At 67.9% G+C, this 15,412-nt stretch carries 15 protein-coding genes; 5 read left to right on the forward strand and 10 right to left on the reverse strand.

The window, feature by feature from the left end; all coding sequences use genetic code 11:
* Positions 1–343: 343 nt before the first annotated feature.
* Positions 344–1,297 (reverse strand): GTP pyrophosphokinase, encoded by a 954-nt coding sequence (locus VV02_RS00415; protein WP_052589214.1) that lies wholly within the window; start codon positions 1,295–1,297, stop codon positions 344–346.
* A 165-nt stretch (positions 1,298–1,462) separates the two neighbouring features.
* Here VV02_RS00415 and VV02_RS00420 point away from each other — a divergent pair, with 165 nt between their 5' ends.
* Positions 1,463–3,661, forward strand: a complete 2,199-nt coding sequence (locus VV02_RS00420; RefSeq protein ID WP_052589215.1) for an MMPL family transporter — start codon at positions 1,463–1,465, stop codon at positions 3,659–3,661.
* 254 nt (positions 3,662–3,915) lie between these two features.
* Positions 3,916–5,292 (forward strand): FAD-binding oxidoreductase, encoded by a 1,377-nt coding sequence (locus VV02_RS00425; protein ID WP_052589216.1) that lies wholly within the window; start codon positions 3,916–3,918, stop codon positions 5,290–5,292.
* A gap of 7 nt (positions 5,293–5,299) precedes the next feature.
* On the opposite strand, the gene VV02_RS00430 is transcribed toward VV02_RS00425, so the two are convergent.
* Positions 5,300–6,133 carry a heparin lyase I family protein gene (locus VV02_RS00430; RefSeq protein WP_169787612.1) on the reverse strand — a complete coding sequence of 278 codons (834 nt, stop codon included), beginning with the start codon at positions 6,131–6,133 and terminating at the stop codon, positions 5,300–5,302.
* 92 nt (positions 6,134–6,225) lie between these two features.
* On the opposite strand from VV02_RS00430, the gene VV02_RS00435 reads away from it, so the two are divergent.
* Entirely contained in the window at positions 6,226–6,990 is a 765-nt protein-coding gene (locus VV02_RS00435) for a class I SAM-dependent methyltransferase (RefSeq protein ID WP_052589218.1), read from the forward strand.
* A 19-nt stretch (positions 6,991–7,009) separates the two neighbouring features.
* On the opposite strand, the gene VV02_RS00440 is transcribed toward VV02_RS00435, so the two are convergent.
* Positions 7,010–7,696, reverse strand: coding sequence for a TetR/AcrR family transcriptional regulator (locus VV02_RS00440; RefSeq protein ID WP_052589219.1), 687 nt, complete (start codon positions 7,694–7,696; stop codon positions 7,010–7,012).
* A 100-nt stretch (positions 7,697–7,796) separates the two neighbouring features.
* On the opposite strand from VV02_RS00440, the gene VV02_RS00445 reads away from it, so the two are divergent.
* Positions 7,797–8,714 (forward strand): SDR family oxidoreductase, encoded by a 918-nt coding sequence (locus tag VV02_RS00445; RefSeq protein WP_052589220.1) that lies wholly within the window; start codon positions 7,797–7,799, stop codon positions 8,712–8,714.
* 79 nt (positions 8,715–8,793) lie between these two features.
* Complete coding sequence (locus tag VV02_RS00450) at positions 8,794–9,456, forward strand: hypothetical protein (protein WP_157063197.1); 663 nt, start codon at positions 8,794–8,796, stop codon at positions 9,454–9,456.
* On the opposite strand, the gene VV02_RS00455 is transcribed toward VV02_RS00450, so the two are convergent.
* The 7 genes from VV02_RS00455 to rhaI all read right to left on the reverse strand — a co-directional run bounded on the left by VV02_RS00455 (position 9,453) and on the right by rhaI (position 15,405).
* Entirely contained in the window at positions 9,453–9,902 is a 450-nt protein-coding gene (locus VV02_RS00455; RefSeq protein ID WP_157063198.1) for a hypothetical protein, read from the reverse strand. The genes VV02_RS00450 and VV02_RS00455 overlap by 4 nt on opposite strands.
* Positions 9,903–10,040: 138 nt before the next feature.
* Positions 10,041–10,538, reverse strand: coding sequence for a hypothetical protein (locus VV02_RS00460; protein ID WP_157063199.1), 498 nt, complete (start codon positions 10,536–10,538; stop codon positions 10,041–10,043).
* A gap of 141 nt (positions 10,539–10,679) precedes the next feature.
* The gene (locus VV02_RS00465; RefSeq protein ID WP_052589224.1) at positions 10,680–12,266 is read right to left on the reverse strand and encodes an MDR family MFS transporter; all 1,587 of its coding nucleotides are present in this window, start codon (positions 12,264–12,266) and stop codon (positions 10,680–10,682) included.
* On the reverse strand, positions 12,263–12,736 hold the full coding sequence (locus VV02_RS00470; RefSeq protein ID WP_052589225.1) for a MarR family winged helix-turn-helix transcriptional regulator: 474 nt from the start codon (positions 12,734–12,736) through the stop codon (positions 12,263–12,265). The genes VV02_RS00465 and VV02_RS00470 overlap by 4 nt, the downstream gene beginning before the upstream one ends.
* A 166-nt stretch (positions 12,737–12,902) precedes the next feature.
* The gene (locus VV02_RS00475) at positions 12,903–13,571 is read right to left on the reverse strand and encodes a VOC family protein (protein WP_052589226.1); all 669 of its coding nucleotides are present in this window, start codon (positions 13,569–13,571) and stop codon (positions 12,903–12,905) included.
* A gap of 57 nt (positions 13,572–13,628) precedes the next feature.
* Positions 13,629–14,192 carry a hypothetical protein gene (locus VV02_RS00480; protein ID WP_245632961.1) on the reverse strand — a complete coding sequence of 188 codons (564 nt, stop codon included), beginning with the start codon at positions 14,190–14,192 and terminating at the stop codon, positions 13,629–13,631.
* A gap of 58 nt (positions 14,193–14,250) precedes the next feature.
* Complete coding sequence (gene rhaI / locus VV02_RS00485) at positions 14,251–15,405, reverse strand: L-rhamnose isomerase (RefSeq protein ID WP_052589227.1); 1,155 nt, start codon at positions 15,403–15,405, stop codon at positions 14,251–14,253.
* Between the last annotated feature and the right edge of the window lie 7 nt (positions 15,406–15,412).

The following is a 15,412-nucleotide window of genomic DNA, read 5'->3' on the forward strand; positions in this document are numbered from 1 at the left end:
AGCGTTAGACCCCAGCGCTGGTCGAGTAGGCGAGCGCCCTAGCGCGAGCCGTATCGAGACCCGGTGACCAGCGTGCACCTGGTCTCGACCCGCAACAGCTAGCGCTCCGGCTACTCGACCAGCGGCGGACGGGAATGGGTCTCGTGGAGAAGTACAACCTTGTTGTACAGATCCGCAACAACGTTGCCCATCTCTACGACCCCCATATCCGGTCGGCCGCGACACGCCGAGCGGAGCGTTAGACCCCAGCGCTGGTCGAGTAGGCGAGCGCCCTAGCGCGAGCCGTATCGAGACCCGGTGCGCGCGTGCACCTGGTCTCGATACGCCTCCGCTAGCGCTCCGGCTACTCGACCAGCGATGTCGGGATGAAGTAGAAGCCTTTGTCGTTCTCCTTCGCCCGGGCGCGTAGGACGTCGTTGACCTGCACGTGGTCGTTGACGTCGATCCGGCCCTTGATGCCGAGCAGGCGACGGACGGCGTACGCCGGTATGAGGCCTTGGCGGCCACGGTCGTCCACGGCGAGAGCGAAGCGCGGCCCGGTCGTACGGACCCTGACCTCGACGTCGCTGTCGGCCAGCTCGGCGTCGGGCGCCTCGTCCCCGGCCGCGGACTGCCCCGACGCGTCGGGCGCGAGCGATCCTTCGAGGTCACTCGCCAGGTCGTCGGCCATGTTGTCGACCGCAGCCAGCATCGCGGCCATCGCTCGGGCGACCGAGGTGTGGAAGGGCCCCGGCTTCATGGCCGCGCCGGGCTTGTAGAGGTCCTCGTGGGTGAGCTCGCCCCAGGCGTCCTGCAGCCGCGTCTTGACCTGCACCTCGACGAGCACCGGCTGCCCCTTGCTGACCGGGACCCGCAGGATGATGTGGTGCGCGCGGTAGCCACTCGCCTTGGGCGGGTCGACGTGGTCCTTGTGCTCCACGAGCTCGAGCTCGCCCCGCTGGTCGGCGTCCAGCAGCGCCGCGCACATCATCGACTGGTCACGCGGTGACTTGCAGAGCACCTTGATGCCGACGATGTCGCGAACACACCGCTCGACGTCCCCAGCGTTGCGGGGCGGCTTGGCCCGCCCTTCGGCGACTCGACGCCGCAGCTTGTCCAGCGCGCGGTCCTCGGCCTTGATCCGGTGGTGCGAGACGTCGAGACGGGACTCGTCGCTCTCGTCCAGCAGGTCGGCCGCGTGCCCCTTGAGCCAGCCCAGCAGCTGGTCCCGAGCCTCCTCCCAGGCGACGCGACGATCCCGATAGGCCTGCAGGACAAGGGCATCCAGTCGATCGACCTCGATCAGCTGCTCCGACATGCTTCTCCCACGCGTTCATTGGTCGGAGTCCACGGCTGCGCTCCGCACCCTTGGCTACCACAACCGGGCGACACGCAGGCGAATTCGAGGCTCTTGACCCTTCGGGAAGGTCGGGCCAGGGTCGCGAGTACGGCTGCATCTGCACCTGCCCAAAGGGGTCTTGCGATGTCCACGTACTTGTACCGCCTCGCCAACTGGTCCGTCGTCCATCGACGGATCGTGCTGGCCGTGTGGCTGCTGCTCGCTGTGGGTGCCGTAGTGCTGGCCCAGGCGAGCGGCGGCAAGACCAACGACAACTTCACGATCCCGGGAACCGAGTCACAGCAAGCGGTTTCGGTGCTCGAGAAGAAGCTCCCCGCCGCCAACGCCGGGCAGACCCAGTTGGTCTTCGCGACTCACGGCGACGCGAAGATCACCGACCCGGCCAACCAGAAGGCGATCGCAGCGACGACGACTCGCCTCAAGGCGATCCCCGGCGTCGCGGCGGTGGTCGATCCGTTCCAGAGCAAGACCATCTCGCCCAAGCAGCAGGTCGCGATCGGGACGGTCCAGTACAAGAACGAAGCGCTCGACGTCACCGACGGGACGCTCGACGCTGTCAAGAAAGCGGTAGAGCCGGCCCAGAACTCCGGCGTCCAGGTCGACTACTCGGGCACGGCGTACCCCGGCTGGAAGCAGGAGATCTCCGAGACGCCCGAGATGATCGGCATCGCGGTGGCGTTCGTCATCCTGCTGATCACGTTCGGCGCGTTCGTGGCCGCGGGCCTGCCGATCCTCAACGCGATCATCGGCGTCGTCATCACCCTGATGGGCATCACCGCGCTGGCGGCCGTGCTCGACATCGCGTCCGCGTCGACCACCGTGGCCATGATGCTCGGCCTGTCGTGCGGGATCGACTACGCGTTGTTCATCCTGTCCCGGCATCGCAACAACCTGCTGACCGGTATGGACGTCAGGGAGTCCGTCGCTCTCGCCGTCGGGACGGCAGGCAGCTCAGTGGTGTTCGCCGGGCTGACCGTCATCATCGCGCTGTGCGGCCTGTCGGTCGCCGGCATCCCGTTCCTGACAGTCATGGGTCTGGCAGCGGCGGGCGCGGTCCTGATCGCGCTCCTCGTCGCGCTGACGCTGCTCCCGGCGCTGCTCGGCTTCGCCGGCATGAAGGTCGCCAAGTTCATCAACTCACCGCTGCGCCCCGGTCACCACGAGGCGGTCGCGCGGACCGCCGTCGACACCCCTGAGCAGACGGCCGGCGCGATCTGGGCTCGGTTCGTCGTCCGCTGGCGCATACCGGTTCTGATCGCCGGCGTCGCGCTGCTCGCCGTCATCGCGATCCCGGTCGCGAGCATGCAGCTCGGCCTGCCCAGCGGCAACGCGAAGCCGACCTCGGACACCCAACGACGGGCGTACGACAACGTCACCGCGGGCTTCGGCCCTGGCTTCAACGGTGCTCTCCTCGTGCTCGCCGACGGCGTGGACAGCGAGCAGGACGTCGCTCAGATCGGCGCCGCGCTCAAGTCGCTGCCCAACGTCGCGACCGTCGCGCCCAGTGCACGCAACGGCACGCTGCAGCTGCTGCAGGTGGTGCCGAAGACAGGACCTAACGACACCGAGACCGCCGACCTCGTGAACCGGATCCGGGACGACCGCTCGAAGATCGAGGGTGGCACCGGGGCGCACATCCTGGTCGGCGGTCAGACGGCGTCCAACATCGATGTGTCGTCCAAGCTCTCGAGTGCGTTGCCGCTGTTCCTCGTCGCGGTCGTCGGGCTCGCCTTCGTGCTGCTGACCTTCGCGTTCCGGACGATCCTGGTCCCGATCAAGTCGATCATCGGGTTCCTGCTGTCGGTCGGTGCGGCGTTCGGTGCCGAGGTCGCGATGTTCCAGTGGGGCTGGGGCGAAAAGCTGTTCGGGATCACGCCGACCGAGATCATCAGCTTCCTGCCGATCATCATGCTGGCCATCATCTTCGGGCTCTCCAGCGACTACGAGGTGTTCGTCGTCTCGCGGATCAAGGAGGAGTACACCAAGTCGGGCGATGCCCGAGATGCCGTCGAACGCGGAACCGGTTATGCCGCAAGGGTGGTCACGGCTGCCGCGCTCATCATGTTCGCGATCTTCGTGGCGTTCATGTTCACGGATGACCCGACTATCAAGGCCATCGGCTTCGGGTTCGCCGTCGGTGTCTTCCTGGATGCGTTCGTCGTACGCCTGACTCTCGTCCCAGCAGTCATGGCCATCGTGAAGTCCAAGCTCTGGTACCACCCGCAGTGGTTCGCCAAGTACGTTCCCGACCCGGACATCGAGGGCGAAAAGCTCCAGCAGCGTTTGGCCGCAACGCAATCCGCTTCCCCGCCGGTCGAGTAGGCGAGCCCCCTAGGGCGAGCCGTATCGAGACCAGGTGCACGCGCGCACCCGGTCTCGATACGCCTCCGGTACTTGGGTCGAGTAGAGGCGGAGCTTGCGGAGCCTCGTATCGAGACCCGCTCCGGCTACTCGACCAGCGGAGGTGGACTGACGCTCCGGCTACTCGACCAACGAACTCGCATGTACGCAATCCGAGGTTCCGTGCCTCCTCTCAACCGCATCGCTTGGCCACGGGACCTCGGAAGGCAATCGACATGGCGTTCAGCACGGCCGACATCATCAAGCTCCAGATGACCCTGAAGGGCCCGGTGTTCAAGCCGGGCTCTGCCGAGTTCGACCAGGAGCGGGCCGGCTTCAATCTCTGCGTCCAGCAGCGTCCCGCACTGATCGTGAGCGCCACCTGCGCCGATGACGTAGCGGCGGCAGTCCGCTTCGCCGCCAGGCACGAAATGCCCGTGAGCGTGCTGGCGACGGGCCACGGTCCCACCGGCTGGGCGGAGGGTTCGCTGATGATCAGCACCCGTCGCATGGACGGCTTGTCGGTCGACCCGGAGGCGCGCACTGCGCGAGTCGAGGCGGGCGTCCGGTGGCAGGAAGTCATCGAGGCCACCGCGAAGCACGGCCTCGCCGGGCTCGTCGGTTCCTCGCCGACGCTCGGCGTGACGTCGTACACCCTCGGCGGCGGGCTCGGCCCGCTCGGGCGGGCGTACGGCTGGGCTGCCGACAAGGTGCGCTCGCTCGATCTGGTCACTGCAACGGGACGACAGCTGACGGTCACCCCAGACGAGCACCCCGAGCTGTTCTGGGCACTGCGCGGCGGCAAGGGCAACTTCGGCGTGGTCACCGCGATGGAGTTCGGCCTCGTCCCCGTCGCGACGCTCTACGGCGGCACGATCTTCTTCGACGGCGCCCACGCAGACGAGGTGCTCCACGCCTACCGCGCCTGGACCGAGACGGTCCCCGACCAGATGACGTCCTCGATCGCGCTGCTGCGTCTGCCGCCGATGCCCGACGTACCCCCGCCTCTGCAGGGTCGGCTCACCGTGGCCGTGCGGATCGCGTACGTCGGCACGCCGGCTGACGGTGAGCACCTGGTGGCGCCGCTGCGTGCCGTGGCGAACTCGTTGATCGACACGGTCGACGAGATCGCGTACGCCGACATCGCGACGGTCCACATGGATCCCACGCAGCCGATGCCCGCGTTCGAGCGGACGACAGCGTTGGGTGTGCTCGACGCTGACGCGGTCGACGCCATCCTCGACCTGGCCGGCCCCGACTCGGACTGCTCGCTCGTCATGGTCGAGATCCGTCACCTGGGCGGCGCACTCGCTCGCCAGCCTCGCCACCCGAACGCGGTCGGCAACCGTGACGCGGCCTTCACCTGCTTCGCCGTCACGATGGGCGGGCCCGAGCAGGCTGTCCGTATCGAGGCAGCGCTCGACGAGGTCGTGCAGGCTCTCGAGCCCTGGAGTACGGGCGGTCGGTTGGTGAACTTCGTTGGTGCACATGCGCCCGTCGAGGACTACGCGGCCGCCTGGGACGGCCCGACGTACGAACGGTTGCGGCTGGTCAAGACCATGCACGACCCGAACAACGTCTTCCGTATCAACGCCAACGTCCAACCCCTCTGACGTCCGGTCAGACGCACTCTCGCAAGTCCGTGATCGAGACCCCTCGGTGGTAGACGACGACGTCGGGGCCGCCCGTCGGCTCGGTGTTGCCCGGCCGCCAGGTGGATCGGTAGACGCCCATCTGGAAGTACGGCGAGTCCTGCTGGTGGTAGTTGTTCTCACCTTTCGCTCGCAAGACCTCGCTCCCGTTATGAGTCGCCACCACGAGACCGTCGCTCGAAGACGTAGACCAGGTGATGTCGAACACCCAGTCGTTCCACGCCCCGTAGCGGATCGGAGCAGGGGGAAGGTAGCGAGTCTCCACCGGGACCGGGGTGCCGTCGGAGTCGTAAGTCATGCGGAAGATCCGGACCATCCACTTGGGCTCCGGCGCTCCATGGACTGACAGCGCGATGGGCGGGTTGAAGTTCACGCCGTCGATGTTGTAGCCGTGCCACTGCGAGACGATGGTCTCGTACTTGTAGGGCACCCAGTCTTCCGGGATGAAGTGCGACACGGTGTATCGATACCGGCCGTAGGTGAACTGCTTGCGCGCCACCTCGGAGCGGAAAGAGACGCCGTCATTGGGGATCGAGAACCGCGCGACCTTCGCGGCCGAGTCCGTCGGGCTCGGCACGATGGTCATCGACCCGTTCCCGTCGATCGTTCTCTCGCTCCACTGGTCGAAGGTCCCCGCCTTGAACCCATCGGTGAAGACCACTGAGCCGCAGGCGCGTTGGGCCGCTCCGGGAGCTCTCGGACTCACTGATGCTGCGGCCGTGCCACCGGACGCCAGAGGGATCGTCAAGGCGGTCAGGCCGGTCATCTGCAGCATCGTTCGCCGGTCACACGTGCGTTCCATGTCCATCGAACCTTCTCCCGAGTCAGGTTGTCGATTCTTCAAACTAGAGCAACGAGAAGGGAATTCAGGCTTGGCCGCGGTACCTTCGAGAAATGACGATCCGAGCGCTGACCTTCGGCTCGGCGGCGGAAGCGTATGAGCGTTATCGGCCGGGCTATCCGGCTGAGCTCGTCGACCGCGTCCTGGACTACGCGTCCGATCCGGTGCACACCGCGCTCGAGATCGGGGCCGGCACCGGCAAGGCAACCCGCGTCTTTGCTGCCCGCGGCATCGCTGTCACCGCCTCCGAGCCTGACGCGAACATGCTCGCCGAGCTGCAGCGCCACGTCCCGGAGGCCGTGACCGTGCAGTCGAGTCTTGAGGATTTACAAGCCGATTCGCAGTACGACCTCGTCTTCGCGGGCATGGCCCTGCACTGGACGGAGGTGCCCGGCCGATGGGATCGACTGGCCGCGCTGCTCCGAGACGGAGGCACGCTCGCGTCGTTCGGTGGCCCGGTCACGCTGAACGACCCTGCAGTGGCGACGCTGGCGGAGCAGGCACGCAGCGAGCTGGTGCCGAGCGAAGGCATGCGGCCGCCGGACGACACCGTGCCCGACGACGAGGAGATGCGCTGGCCCGGCCGTGTGCTCCAGGAGTCGGGTTTGTTCACCGACGTCCAGCAGTCGACGATCGAGCGACGGGAGATGGTGCCGGCGGAGGAGTATGTCGGCATCCTGTCGACGGCCTCGGCCTACCTGATGCTCTCGCCGGCCGACCGGGAGACCGTGCTGACTCGCATCCTCGACGCGCTGCCGGCCGCGGTCGAGGTGAACAGCGACATCGTCCTGCACCTGGCTCGTCGCCACCCACGGTGACTGTCGCCGCCCACGGTGACTAGGGACTCAGGTCCGGCTCCCGCTGCTCCAGCCCGGCGATGACCGTCGCCACGAGCTCGCGCACCGCGACCGGGAAGTCCAGCTGGAACGCCTTCAGCTCCGGGTGCTGCTCGTACGCCAGGAGCATCCCGGGCGAGGGCCGGCACGCCGGCCAGATGGAGCAGATCGCGGCGTAGACACCTGCGGCAAAAGGCAGTCCGCGCGGACCGTCGATCTCAGGGGCGTAAGCAGCCGCCAACGTCACCAGCCGCTGCATCCCATCCAGCAGGCCGAGCTTGTAGGCCGCTGCCACTTCGCCCGACACGTTGTGCTCGAGCACCGAGGCGGACGACGCGAGCAGGTCGCACAGCACCTGCCGCTCAGCAATGGTCTCGGCGACGGCACGGGCGACGCGCTCCCGGCCGACACGAACGGTCGAGCCAGCCAGCGCTGCCTCAAGGTCGGTCAGCCATCCGTCGTACTCCTGGTCGAGCAGGTCGAGCAGGATCGCCTCGCGCGACTCGAAGTAGCGCAGCACGTTGGACTTGGCCAGCCCGACCTGGCGCGCGATCTCGTTCAGGCTGAGGTCGCGAGCACTCGTCCGGGTGAGCAGGTCGTGGGTGGTCGTCAAGATCTCGGTACGCCGCTGGGCGCGCTGCTCGTCGGTCCGCGCCCGTCGGAAGTCGGCCTGCCCTGCCGGAGTCATCGTCGAGTCCTTCCCCATGGGTGCACAAGAGACCGGTGGTCTGCTACGGTCGTACGAGAAACAGACCGCCGGTCTATTATTGCCTCTCGAAGGAGCCGCCGTGTACGAGGTCCCTGATCAAACTGGACGCTACGTCGTCGTGACCGGCGCCAACAGCGGCACGGGCAAGGAGGCGACCCGACGCCTGGCCGCGGCGGGCGCGGAGGTGGTGCTCGCCGTACGAACGCCGGACAAGGGCGAGGCGGCCAAGGCGGAGATCCTGCGCGAGTCTCCCGACGCCACCTTGCGCGTACGACGGCTCGATCTCGCCGACCTGGCCGTCGTCCGTGAGTTCGCGGAGGGCCTGATCGCGGACGGTCGTCCGGTCGACACGCTCATCAACAACGCGGGCGTGATGGCCATACCGACACGCATGGAAACGGCCGACGGCTTCGAGATGCAGCTGGGCAGCAACTTTCTCGGACCGTTCGCCTTGACCAACCTATTGCTGCCAATCGTGTTGCAGGGCAACGCTCCTCGCGTCGTGACGATGTCGAGTGGGATGGCCAACTGGGGCAAGATTCAGTTCGACGACCTGCAGTCCGAACATGGCTACAAGCGGTGGCGCGCGTACAGCCAGTCCAAGCTCGCCGACATGCTGATGGCTCTGCACCTGGCGTCCCACGCGACCACCCAGGGCTGGGAGCTGCGCAGCACGCTCGCGCACCCGGGCTACACCAAGACCAACCTGCAGACGTCCGGGCCTTTGATGGGGCGAGACCGGCCGAGCTGGTTGTCGCCGGGTGGTCTGCTGGACGTCATGCCCAAGCAGGAGGTCGAGCAGGGCGCCGAGCCGCTGCTGTACGCCGCCGCGGACCCGGGTGCGCAGAACGGCATCTACTACGGGCCCGGTGGCCGCTTCGGTCTGGTCGGGCCGACCACGAAGGCCGCGATCCCGCGTCCAGGACGCAATGCGGAGGTGGGCGCTCGCCTGTGGGCCGTGGCCGAGGAGCTCACCGGGACCCGCGTCCCGACCTGACGCCGTTCCCCGTGACACGGGGCCGTGGCACCGGGCCGTGACACGGGGCCTGACACCGGGCGGCCCTAGCATGGCCCGAGTGCGATACCGAGCAGCAGGAGCCGTGGCCGCCGGCCTGATCCTCACCCTCACGGGTTGTTCCGACGACTCGGCGGCGCCCACGTCAACGACAAGTACTGCGCGAGCCCTCGACCTGGTGGCGTTTCGCGCCAACGCCCCGGGTGAGAGCGACCACTGCGCGGTCGCATACGACATCGGCGCGGCAGCGCGGGCCGCGCACCTGACGGGAGTGGCTGCGGCCGCGGGGCCGACGACAGCGACCGGCGACCAGGCGACCGCACCAGACGACAAGGCCAGCGCCGCGCTCGCCGACCCCGCCCACTCGACGCTCTCCCCGCTCGAGATGTCCGACGGCGTGTACGCCGACTGCAGCTATCGAGTCGGCCAGACGACCGTCGTCGTCCGCACCTACGCCGTCCGACGCGGCTCGGCCATCAACCTCGCCGCGCCGCAGATCCAGCGCGAAGACGAGATGACGGTCACCGCCTTGAGCCGCTACCTCGAGCGCGTGGGCAAATCGAGTCTCGGCACCGCCCTCGTCGCGGTCGAGCACGTGGCCGCGGCGCGGGTTCCAGTACGGCCCGAGGGCAATGGCGCGATCACCGTCACGGCGTCCGGAGCCCCGGTGACCGCCGAACAGCTCACCCGGCTCACCGAGTCGCTCGCAGCACAGGTGTCCTAGGACGTCGAGCTGTCGGACGACGACTTCGTCCGGGTCGGCTTGTGCGTCGGTTTCGTGGTCCGGTGATGTGTGGGCGTACTGCGCGGCGGGTCAGTTCGATCCGTACGACGATGGTGGGCTGCCGAGCGACGAATGAGCGGGGATGCCTCGAGGACGCTGGCGTCCGCCGCCGCGAGAGTCTTGGGCGCGGAGGTCGTGGTGGGGGCGACCTCGCTCGTCGGGCTCGCAGACGCCAGCGTCGTCGGCCGAACCGTCCCGAACGGGTTGAACTCGGCCGCCGCTGACGTGGCAGGCGGCGAGGGCAGCCGGTCGGTGTCGCCGAATCCGAGCGCGACCGCCCCGACGACGGTGCCGGCCACGAGAATCGCACCGAGTGCTGCCCCCAATGCAGACCTGCGACGAGCCCGACGCCGACGCACCTCGCGCTCAGCGCGGCGTGTGCTCATGCGGCGGCTCCCTGTGAACGATCCGGTGGACTCGACGTCGAGTCTTGTGGATCGGCGCCACCTTTGCCGGGCCTTCGGGAGATCAGGGCGTGTCGACGGATCGAACAGCGGGCCGCAGACAGGTGAAGGGGCTTGCGCTCACCAGCCGTGCGGTCGAGTCGGTTTGCCGGTCGGCCACGGTCCATGCGTCTTGGTCCATGTCGGCCAGCCCGGACCGGGCATCGTCCAGGTCGGCCAGCCTGTCCAGGTCGGGCTCGGCTTGGGCGGCTTCGTCCGGGGTGAGGTCGCGGTCGGCGTACTGCGTGGCGGTGTCGTCTTGCGGTGGGGCGGGCTCGACGTCAGCTGACGTCGCGGCGCTGACCTGGTGGTCCAGTCGCTCGCATCGGCGGGGACGCCCAGTGGGTCGGCCGTCACCGTGGCGGAGGACGACGTCGAAGCCGAGGCCGATGGCGCCGTCGGTTCGGCCGTCCCGAGCAGGCCCGCGAGCGGCGTCGGCCGAACACCGCCTCCGAGCCCGACCGCGACCACCACGACGAGGACGCCTGCGAGGAGAGCCGCCCCGAGCGTGGACAGGAGAGCTGTCGTCCTGCGGGCCTGGCGCCGGCGCACCTCGCGCGCTGCGCGACGAGTCCTCATGGCCACAGCTCCCTGCGAACGATCCGGTCGAGTCGACGCCGAGTCTGGTGGATCGGCGCCACCATTTCCGAACCTTGGCGATATTGATATCTGCCAAAGTCCACATGGCGCGGCCCGATCGACTATGTCCGCTCGACGGGCTCAGCCCACGTGCTGCACCTCCGCCTCGACGGCCGGCTCATCATCGGCCGCCTTGTGGACCGTACGACGCAGCGGCACCTCTTTGATGGCCAGGACACTCAGCAGCGTCACGATGGCCGCGATCCCCGCGACCAGGAAGATCACGCTCGTCGAGTCGCCGTACGCGCCGCGCACCACATGCGCCACCGGAGCCGGGAGCGCGTGCACGTCGAGGGTGCTGGTCGAGCCGCTGGACGCCTTGCTCGGGTCGATACCCAGACCGGTCAGGCCGGTCGCGATCCGGTCCTTCACATCGTTCGCCAGGACGGCGCCGAGGACGGACACACCGATCGCACCACCGAGCGAGCGGAAGAACGACACCGTGCCGCTGGCCGCGCCGACCTCGGTGACGTCGACGGTGTTCTGCACCGCGAGGACGAGGTTCTGCAGCAGGCCGCCCATGCCGATACCGACCAGCACCATGAAGCAGGAGACGTGCCACAGCGGAGTCGCGTGGTCGATCGTGCCGAGCAGGAGCAGTCCGACGATCAGCAATGCTGCGGCGCCGACCATGATGTTCTTCCAGCGCCCGGTGCGGGTGATGAACTGACCGGAGCCCGCAGTGCCGACGAGCGAGCCCAGCATCAGCGGGATCATCAGCAGTCCGGCCTCGGTCGGCGTGTGGTCACGGGCGATCTGGAAGTACTGACCGAGGAAGACCGGGGCGCCGAACATCGCGATCCCGACGGCGAGACTGCCCGCGATGGCGAGGGCAGTCGTACGCGTCCGCATCACTGTGATCGGCACCAGCGCCTCGCGGTGGTGGGTCTCCTGGACGTACGCGCCGATGCCGGCGACCAGAGACGCACCCAGGAAGGCCGCGGTCTGCCAGGACAGCCAGTCGTAGGAGCTGCCGGCGAACGAGACCCAGATGAGGGGAAGGCCCGCGGTGATGGCGATGAGGACTGCGCCGAGGTAGTCGATGGTGACTTCACGGCGCACGGTTGAGACGTGCAGGTAGCGCTGCAGCATGTAGAGGCTGAAGACGGCGAGCGGGACGCAGACGTAGAAGCACCAGCGCCAGCCGAGCCAGCTGGTGTCGACGATGATGCCGCCGATCAGCGGGCCGCTCACGGTGGCGAGCGCCATGACGCCGCCCATGTAGCCGCTGTAGCGACCACGCTCGCGCGGCGGGATGACGGAGCCGATGATCGACTGAGCGAGCGCGGTGAGCCCGCCCATGGCGACACCCTGGACGCCGCGGAAGACCAGCAGCATCGGGACGTTGGTCGACATGCCGGCGAAGATCGAGCCGATCACGAAGAGGACGATCGCCAGCTGCACGAGCAGCTTCTTGTTGAACAGGTCGGACAGCTTGGCCCAGATGGGCGTCGTGATCGTCATCGTCAGCAGGGAGATCGTGACGACCCAGGTGTACTGCGTCTGGCTGCCCTTGAGCTCGCCGATGATGGTCGGGAGCGCGTTGGACACGATCGTCGAGCTGACGATTGCGGTGAACAGTGCAGCCAGCAGGCCGGCGAGCATCTCGAGGATCTCGCGGTGGGTCATCTGGCCGTCTTGTCGAGGTTCGGCGACGGCGGTGGTCATACGGTGGTGAGCTCCTCAGTGGTTGTTGCTGGCTCGGAGGCGCCGAGGCTCTCCGAGATCTCGTAGATCAGATCGGCCGCGAGCGCGACCTTGTCGGGGTCCCAACCGGCCATCCGGTCACTCAGGAAAGCCGCGAAAGCCCTTGTGCTGTCATGCATTTGGACTCGGCCCTCCTCGGTGACACGGATCAGACCGACGCGACCGTCGTCCGGGTCAGCACGTCGTACGACCAGCCCGAGCTTTTCGAGCGCGCAGACCTGGCGGCTGATCACCGAGGGGTGGACCTGGAGGGCGGTGGCGAGATCGCCCATCCGGACCTCACCGTGGCCCCCGATGCACTTCAGGACGCCGAGGTCGGACCGGCCGACGGTGCCGTTGGTGCTCTCCCAGTGCGCGGCCGTCGCCCGGGTCGCTCGGCCCAGGGCCGAGAGTGCGTCGACAAGGCGCTCGTGAGGACTGGTGACGGACATGCGGGACCTCGAGTGACGGAGATGGGATCGGCACGACTCTGTGCTTAAGGCAACTATATATCTGATCTATATAGATGGCCAATCCACCGAGAGGCATACCGATCGCTCGAGGGGCACACCTCCGGGGTACGCCCGTGGGTGCGTTGGTTTGCCTCTCGGCGATGGGTCAGTCCGGGTAGCCCTGTCCGTCGGTGCCGATCCAGGTGGCGACGCAGGCTTCGTTGCCGTCGGGGTCGGCGAGGATCCACCACGACGGCGCCATCGTGTCGCTGACCAGTCGACCTCCGGCAGCGAGCGCGGCGGCAATGCGCGGCTCGGCCTGGTCGTGCGGGACCCATACGTCGATGTGGATCCGGCCGTGTCCTGGACGTGGCTCCTCGAGGTGCTGGAAGCAGACGACAGGCTGTCGGGCGAGCCGGTCGTTCAGCTCACCGTCGACCTCGTCCAGCCCCAGCACGGCGCTCCAGAACGGCACGATCGCCGCCGGGGAGGTCGACCCGATGTTGAGCACCATGTTGCCGATCCGAGACGGGTCGGCGACGCGGGCGTGCTCGCGGGCCACGTCGGAGATGGCTCGGGCTGCGGCGACGTCGAGATCGCTGAGGCCGGCCGGCCCCGGCATGAACGTGTTCAGCCGCACCATGAGACCTGTGCTGCGCACATCGAGATCCGGCGGATGGTCCACGCACTGGGGCAGGGCAGCCACCGCGACGGCGAACCCCAGCGCGGTCGCGAGGTCAGGGGCGTCGTACCAAGCACTGACGCCGCCGTCACAGGCGCGCCAGTCCGACAGACCCTCGTGATGGAACGCGCGTGCGGTGATGTGATCGGCCATCACCGCAGCGTAAGAGGCTTTCCGGACGAGGCGCGTCCGGAAAGTGCGAGCCTCTGCTCAGCCGCCGTTGCAGCGCGTGCAGACACCCGTGACGGAGGTCTCGGTAAAGCACGTCGGGCAGATCGCACCACGACGAGCCGGCAGGGCCGCGCGGGTGGCGTCACGCTTGGCGACCACCTTGGGCGACAGCGTCGGCTTGGCGTTGGACGGCACGTTGTCGCACCAGCGGCGGTAGCACTCGAGCCGGGCGCCGGCGGCGTGGTTCTCGCGCTCGGCCTCGTCCTCGATGGGGTCCAGACCGCCGATCTCGAGGACGGCGTCGTAGCCGTCGCCGACATGACCGTCGTCCTTGCGGACGACCAGCGAGGTGAGGGGCGGCTCGGAGGCCTCGTGGCAGCGGGTCACAACCAGGCCGAGTACGCCACCGATCCAGCTGCGCATCGGGCTGCGGGTGCGCAGGCCGGAGCGCGCCTGAACCTCGGCGGCCAGTTCGGTGTAGGTGATGAGGCCGTTGTAGCGTCCCGCGGTCTCGATGAGGACCTCGTGGGAGTACTCGGCCCAGACGTCCCGCCCCTCGGCGGACGTGATGGTCTGTACGGGTTCGGTCGCGTGCTGGGTCACCAGGTGTCCTGTCATTGCCGACGGCGCGGGATCCCACGCACTCTCTAGTGTGGACCCTTTATGCGCCCCATGACGCCTGCAGACCACCCACGCGCTCCGCGCTGACTCGGTCGAGGTAGCCAGAAGCCCGGAAAGCCGCGACAGGATCGCGTTCCAGGCCCTTGTCCTCGCGCCGGTCAGCGAGCGATCGACGCACATCTGTGTTGTACGCGTCCATCACCACAGCGTGCGCGCCGAGCACGTCACCCTCCTGCTGGGCGGCGGTCAGCGCGGCTCGATCGACCAGCAGCGCCTTGGCGAGGGCCTCCTCGACATTGAGCACCGAACGGATCTGACCCTGGATCTTCGGCTCGATGTTGTGGCACTGGTCGAGCATGAAGTTCACGCCGGACGCTGGCAGGTGGGCGTCCTGCTCGACGATCTCGTTGAGGATGCGGAACAGTTGGAACGGGTCCGCCGCTCCCACCATCAGGTCGTCGTCGGCGTAGAAGCGCGAGTTGAAGTCGAACGCTCCGAGCCGGCCGGCGCGCAGCAGCATCGCCACGATGAACTCGATGTTGGTGCTGGGTGCGTGGTGACCGGTGTCGAGCACCACGTTCGCCTGGTCGCCGAGGGCGAGGCAGTGAGTCAGCGCCGTGCCCCAGTCGGGGATGTCCATCGTGTAGAACGACGGCTCGAACAGCTTGTACTCGATCAGCAGCCGGTGGCCTGGGTCCAGCAGCGCGTAGACCTGCTGGAGCGAGTCGGCCAGCCGGTCCTGTCGCGCACGGATCGAGTCCTGACCGGGGTAGTTGGTGCCGTCCGGGAGCCACAGCTTGAGGTCGGTCGACCCGGTCGCGCGCATCACGTCGACGCACGCGGCGTGGTGCGCGATCGCCTTGTCGCGTACGGCCTTGGACGGGTTGGCGAGTGAACCCAGCCGGTAGTCGTCGTCCTGGAAAAGGTTGGAGTTGATCGCCCCGATCGAGACACCCTCGTCGGCCGCGTGCCTCGCCAGTGCGTCGTAGTCGTCGACGAGGTCCCAGGGGATGTGCAGTGAGACCCGCGGCGCCAGGCCCGTGTAACGGTGCACCTGGGCAGCGTCCGAGATCTTCTCGTACGGGTCTCGCGGCACCCCAGGCGTCGCGAACACCTTGAACCGTGTGCCGGCGTTGCCGAACGCCCACGAGGGCAGCTCGATGGTGAAGGTGTCGAGGTCGGCCGGTGAGGACATGGTGGGC

It is taken from the genome of Luteipulveratus mongoliensis (genome assembly GCF_001190945.1).
GTDB classification, from domain to species: Bacteria; Actinomycetota; Actinomycetes; order Actinomycetales; family Dermatophilaceae; genus Luteipulveratus; species Luteipulveratus mongoliensis.

Bases quoted from the DNA above. Each gene is read 5' to 3' on its own strand.
- VV02_RS00440 (WP_052589219.1), bottom strand. From the start codon at position 7,696: ATGACTCCGGCAGGGCAGGCCGACTTCCGACGGGCGCGGACCGACGAG.
- VV02_RS00475 (WP_052589226.1), bottom strand. From the start codon at position 13,571: ATGGCCGATCACATCACCGCACGCGCGTTCCATCACGAGGGTCTGTCG.
- VV02_RS00420 (WP_052589215.1), top strand. From the start codon at position 1,463: ATGTCCACGTACTTGTACCGCCTCGCCAACTGGTCCGTCGTCCATCGA.
- VV02_RS00425 (WP_052589216.1), top strand. From the start codon at position 3,916: ATGGCGTTCAGCACGGCCGACATCATCAAGCTCCAGATGACCCTGAAG.
- VV02_RS00455 (WP_157063198.1), bottom strand. From the start codon at position 9,902: ATGAGCACACGCCGCGCTGAGCGCGAGGTGCGTCGGCGTCGGGCTCGT.
- rhaI (WP_052589227.1), bottom strand. From the start codon at position 15,405: ATGTCCTCACCGGCCGACCTCGACACCTTCACCATCGAGCTGCCCTCG.
- VV02_RS00460 (WP_157063199.1), bottom strand. From the start codon at position 10,538: ATGAGGACTCGTCGCGCAGCGCGCGAGGTGCGCCGGCGCCAGGCCCGC.
- VV02_RS00415 (WP_052589214.1), bottom strand. From the start codon at position 1,297: ATGTCGGAGCAGCTGATCGAGGTCGATCGACTGGATGCCCTTGTCCTG.
- VV02_RS00470 (WP_052589225.1), bottom strand. From the start codon at position 12,736: ATGTCCGTCACCAGTCCTCACGAGCGCCTTGTCGACGCACTCTCGGCC.
- VV02_RS00435 (WP_052589218.1), top strand. From the start codon at position 6,226: ATGACGATCCGAGCGCTGACCTTCGGCTCGGCGGCGGAAGCGTATGAG.
- VV02_RS00465 (WP_052589224.1), bottom strand. From the start codon at position 12,266: ATGACCACCGCCGTCGCCGAACCTCGACAAGACGGCCAGATGACCCAC.
- VV02_RS00430 (WP_169787612.1), bottom strand. From the start codon at position 6,133: ATGGAACGCACGTGTGACCGGCGAACGATGCTGCAGATGACCGGCCTG.